Raw genomic sequence first — 677 nt, 5'->3', positions numbered from 1 at the left:
GGGTAGTCGTTGCGCACGTCCATCGTCACCGCGAAGCCGTTCGGCACGCCGGCCTTGGCCAGCAGCGCCTTGGCGCGCGCCACGTCGAGATGATAGGGATTGCTGTCGAGCGTGCCGAGAAAGCCGTCGGGCAGGAAGCTCTGGTGCACGCGGTAGGTGGTCTTCACCACGTTGCGCTGGATGCCCTGGTAGTCGACCAGCCATTTGAGCGCTTCCTGCACCTGCGGCCTGGCCAGCGTCGGGTTCCTGGTATTCAGGCCGAGATAGAGCAGGGTGGCCTGCGGCGAGGCCGCCACCCTGGCCTTGCCGTTCTTGGCCACCGCGGCCAGGTCGTCGGGGCTCAGGTCGCGCGCCGCGTCGATGTCGCCGCTCTCCAGCATCAGCCGCTGGGTGGCCGCCTCGGACACGTGGCGCAGCACGATGCGCTTCATCGCCAGCGGCAGGCGGTAGCCGTCGAAGCGCTGCAGCACCAGGCTGTCGCCGGCCGTCCACTTCACCAGCCGGTAGCCGCCCGAGCCGGCCTCGTGGGTCTTGAGCCAGCCGTTGCCGTAGTCGCCGTTCTGCTGCTGCGTGAGCAGCAGCGTGCGATCGACCACCGAGGCCGGCCAGGAGCCCAGCACATTCAGCACGAAGGTCGGCGCGTACTTGCGATCGGTGCGGATCATCACGGTGTGATC

Annotated in this window: 1 protein-coding gene; it reads right to left on the bottom strand. The window is 68.4% G+C overall.

Going from position 1 to position 677, the window contains the following annotated elements:
* Nucleotides 1–677: ABC transporter substrate-binding protein (locus HWY05_RS37605; protein ID WP_244146809.1), on the bottom strand; the 677-nt coding region annotated here is incomplete at both ends.

The sequence above is a fragment of the Paraburkholderia sp. BCC1876 genome, from assembly GCF_902833695.1.
Lineage (GTDB): Bacteria > Pseudomonadota > Gammaproteobacteria > Burkholderiales > Burkholderiaceae > Paraburkholderia.
This window is presented reverse-complemented; position numbering and strand designations above follow the sequence as displayed.